The sequence below is a fragment of the Pantoea sp. ME81 genome (genome assembly GCF_903970985.1).
In the GTDB taxonomy this organism is placed as follows: Bacteria; Pseudomonadota; Gammaproteobacteria; order Enterobacterales; family Enterobacteriaceae; genus Pantoea; species Pantoea communis.
The window spans coordinates 1-4358 of sequence record NZ_CAJCKS010000280.1 but is presented as its reverse complement, the minus strand read 5'-3'; the positions used below and the strand labels follow the sequence as shown (position 1 = coordinate 4358).

Below are 4358 nucleotides of genomic sequence, written 5' to 3'. Positions count from 1 at the left end.
CCAGTTATTCGGCGCGAGCAAACGGAACACCCCGACCACCTGCACGGTTTTCCCGGGCAGCGCATCACGATCCAACTTATCCAGTACTTTGGCTTTCATGGCGCGATTGATCGCCGAACCGGCGTTTTGATACTCAATCTGGTTGGTAAAATCGCCGAACTGGATTTTTCCGCTGGCGTCACGCAAGTCGGTGCCGGTGATTGCGGGGCCGGTTTGTAGACGAATCACATTTCCTTCCGGTAAGCCGGCCACTTTCAGCGGGAAGATGCCCATCTGCCCTGACTGAACCACACCCTCCAGCTTGACGGGGATCACCGGGAGCGGCGAACCCACACCGTATTTCTGTACCGCTTCCTGTTGATTGGCTTTCAGCGCATCGGCGAGGGTTTTGGCATCCACCGCACGCGCTTCCACATCCTGCTGAATACCGGGGAAGGTTTTCTCCCCGTAGCTATCCGGCGAGAAACCTTGCTCTTGCACATCTTGCTCGGAACCGATTTTCACCACTTTTGTGTCAATGGCCATGGCGGCAATCACCGCAACCACCACAACACCGATGATGCTGTAGCGGCGGATGCGCTTGCGGGAGAGCTGCTGTGCCAGCATTGAGACATCGGACATAACGTGACCTCTCACTGTTATCTGCTGCGATAATCGCCGCATTAAATGTTATAAATGTGATAACTCTTGTGATGAGGATTGTGCTGATGTGACTAAATTGTCAACAGGGGGTTCACGAATTTTTCAGGAGCGCGATCTGGATCGCTAAATTCACACCTTAACGCCTTAATCGCTAATAAAAGCACGCCATACAAGCCTTCTTCATGTGATATCTCATTTCATATTGTCGTGTACTACCGCCATTTTCGTGATCAAACTCGCTAACCGAAGTGAAATTTATTCGTTTTATCGAAAAATAATACATGGGATATGTTATCTCCATGAGAAGTGGTGTAAGACATTATTTAGCAAATTCATCACAGGGAATTAACACGACGTGATGGGTCAACTTTTCTTCCCTTCGGAGGTGTACGTGGGTAACAGCGATATCATTCTGGGTCTGGATTCCGGCACCTCCGTGGTGAAAGCGGTGGCGTTTGATCTGGAAGGCACACAGCTGGCGTGCGCCTCCGTGCGTAACCGCTATTACCGTAGCGAAGGTGGTGCCGCGCAGCAATCCATGTCGCAGACCTGGCAAGATGCCGTGGACGCGATACGGAAACTGGGCGAGCGTGTGGAAAATCTCTCTTCCCGCGTGGTGGCCGTGGCCGTCACCGCACAAGGGGATGGCACCTGGCTGGTGGGCGCCAATAATCAGCCGGTAGAGGATGCCTGGATTTGGCTGGATGCGCGTGCGGCACACACCGTTGATGCCCTAAACCAGCACGCCCTTGCAGCAGAGCGTTTTAAGGCCACGGGTACCGGGCTGAATACCTGCCAGCAGGGTTCACAGATGGCGCATATGGACCAGCACTTTCCGCAGCTGCTGGAAAAGAGTGAAGTGGCGCTGCATTGCAAAGATTGGCTTTACCTGAATCTCACTGGCATTCGTGCCACCGATCCTTCCGAGGCCAGCTTCACTTTTGGTAACTTCCGCACCCAGCGTTATGACGATACCGTCATCGCGGCGCTGGGACTGGAACATCGACGTCATCTGCTGCCGGAAATTATCGATGGCACGCAAATCACTCATCCGTTAACAGCAGAGGCCGCTGCGCTCACCGGCCTGCGCGCGGGTACACCGATTTCGTTGGGTTACGTGGATATGGCAATGACCGCGCTGGGCGCAGGCGTGCATACCGGCGAAGCCCATACTGCCTGCTCAATTGTCGGCTCTACCGGGGTGCATCTGCGCAGTGTAACCATTGATGAGGTGTGGTTGAATCCAGCGCAAACTGGCTATGTGATTCCGCTGCCCTGGCCGGGCTATGTGACGCAGGTGCAAACCAATATGGCGTCTACCCTCAATCTCGACTGGCTGTTGAATGTGGCCAGTGAGTTGCTGAGCAGTTTTGGCTGTGAAATTGATCATGCGCGGCTAGTGGCGCATATCGACCAGTGGCTCAACAAAGCCGAACCCGGCACCCTGCTGTTCCATCCCTACATCTCAATTGCCGGTGAACGCGGGCCGTTCGTCAACGCTGACGCGCGCGCCAGCTTCACCGGACTTAACTATCAGCACAATTTTGCCGACCTGGTGCGCGGCGTGATTGAAGGCATCGGCATGGCCGCGCGTGATTGTTATCAGGCGATGGGCAGTACTTTGCCGGGTGAAATTCGTCTTACCGGCGGCGCGGTGCGTTCTCAGCCGTTGCGGCAGATCCTCTCTGCCTGCATTGGCGCACCAGTGCGTATCAGCCAGCGTGATGAAGCCGGTGCAGCGGGCGCCGCGATGATGGCAGCGGTGGCGATTGGCGCCTATCCCTCCATGGCGCAGTGCGTGGAAACCTGGGTGCGCCCGTTGCTGGATGCGCCTGAACCGCCTTCCGCTGAACTGTCGCAGCGCTATAACCAACTGTTTCCCCATTATCAGCAGATCCGCAGCGATCTCCCTGCCGCCTGGCATGCACTGAATAAGTTTTAAGGAGTACACCATGAGTGAAAATACGCTGGATCTGTTTGTCATTGGCGGTGGCATTAATGGCGCGGGCATCGCACGTGATGCGGCCGGGCGCGGCTTGTCCTTGATGATGTGTGAAAAAGATGACCTGGCACAGGGTACCTCCTCGCGCTCGGGCAAACTGGTGCACGGCGGGCTGCGCTATCTCGAATATTATGAATTCCGACTGGTACGCGAGGCGCTGATCGAGCGAGAAGTGTTGCTGAATGCCGCACCGCATATCATTTGGCCGATGCGCTTTGTGTTGCCGCATAGCCCGACCGATCGTCCGGCGTGGCTGGTGCGTTTAGGGCTGTTCCTCTATGACAATTTAGGCGGGCGCAAAAAGCTGCCCGGCACGCGATCGCTTGATCTGATGCGCGATCCCGAAGGCGCCCCAATCCTCGATAGCTACACCAAAGGCTTCGAGTACTCCGATTGCTGGGTCGATGATGCACGCCTGGTCGCACTGAATGCCGTGGATGCTGCGGAACGCGGCGCCACGATTCTGCCGCGTACCCGCTGTGTGTCGGCCAAACGTATCAGCGGCAAGTGGGAAGTCACGATTCAGGATGAGGCCAGCGGTAATCAGCGCACGGTGTTTGCCAAAGTGCTGGTGAATGCGGCCGGCCCGTGGGTATTGGATATCGTAAATCAGGTCACCCAGACCAAAAGCAACCGCAGCGTGCGGCTGGTTAAAGGTTCACACATCATCGTGCCGAAATTCTGGGAAGGCCAGCAGGCGTATCTGGTGCAAAACACCGATAAACGCGTCATTTTCATCAACCCTTATGAAGGCGATAAAGCCCTGATCGGCACCACCGATATTCCGTGGCAGGGCAAAGCGGAAGCAGTGACCGCCGATGACAGCGAGCAGCAGTACCTTATCGATGTGGTCAATCGCTACTTCAAAGTAAAACTGCGCGCCAGCGATGTGATTACCCGATTCTCGGGTGTGCGTCCGCTGTTTGACGATGGCAAAGGTAACCCTTCTGCCGTGACGCGTGACTACGTGTTCGATCTCGACGATCAGCAAAACGCCCCGCTGCTGCATGTGTTTGGTGGCAAAATCACCACTTTCCGCAAGCTGGCAGAACACGCTATCCAGAAGCTTGCGCCCTTCTTCCCTGATATGGGTGAAGACTGGACACGCGAGGCCACTTTGCCGGGCGGTGATATGGCAAATGGCGATTTTGAGAGCTTCCTTGAGCAAGTGAAAACGCGCTGGCCATGGTTACCAGCGCCGCTACGCAAACACTATGCGCGCCTGTATGGCACGCGCATTGAGAAAGTGCTGGGTCACGCCCGTGAGATAAACGATCTGGGCCGCCATTTCGGCGCACAGTTGTATGAAGCCGAAGTGCGCTACCTGGTAGAAAATGAGTGGGCGCAGCAGGTGGAGGATGTGCTGTGGCGTCGCACTAAGCACAAGTTGCATCTGACCGAAGTTCAGCAGCAGGCCTTTAGCCAATGGTTTGACGCGACCTATGCTGCGGCCGTGCCGCTGCGTAAGGAGGCGTAATCATGCCCTTAACGCTTTCGCTCAATACCAACCCACTGGTGAATCGTTTTGCCGATCCGCAGGATCTGATTCACACCGTGGCACAACAGATTCGTATCCGCGATCTGCAGTTAACTCATGAATTTATCAATCCTGGCTGGCCAGCCGCCACCATAAACCGCATGTCGCGCCAGATGCAGAAGGCGTTGCGGGAAACCGGGGTGCGTGTGACATCGGGTATGACTGGTCCCTATGGCC

General features: G+C 55.8%; 3 protein-coding genes and 1 pseudogene. 3 read left to right on the top strand and 1 reads right to left on the bottom strand.

Translation table 11 applies throughout. From position 1 onward, the window contains the following. Positions 1 to 621, bottom strand: a 621-nt coding sequence (locus tag H7A81_RS26140; protein WP_182059211.1) for a DUF2291 domain-containing protein, incomplete at its 3' end; no start/stop codon positions are given. 379 nt (positions 622 to 1000) lie between these two features. On the opposite strand from H7A81_RS26140, the gene H7A81_RS26135 reads away from it, so the two are divergent. From H7A81_RS26135 to H7A81_RS26125, 3 genes and pseudogenes are all read left to right on the top strand, one after another. Continuing rightward, entirely contained in the window at positions 1001 to 2584 is a 1584-nt protein-coding gene (locus H7A81_RS26135) for an FGGY-family carbohydrate kinase (protein ID WP_255479055.1), read from the top strand. Positions 2585 to 2594: 10 nt separating this feature from the next. Beyond that, entirely contained in the window at positions 2595 to 4121 is a 1527-nt protein-coding gene (locus tag H7A81_RS26130) for a glycerol-3-phosphate dehydrogenase (protein WP_182059210.1), read from the top strand. Positions 4122 to 4123: 2 nt separating this feature from the next. Then, positions 4124 to 4358 (top strand): annotated as a pseudogene (locus H7A81_RS26125) (aminotransferase); the annotation flags it as partial.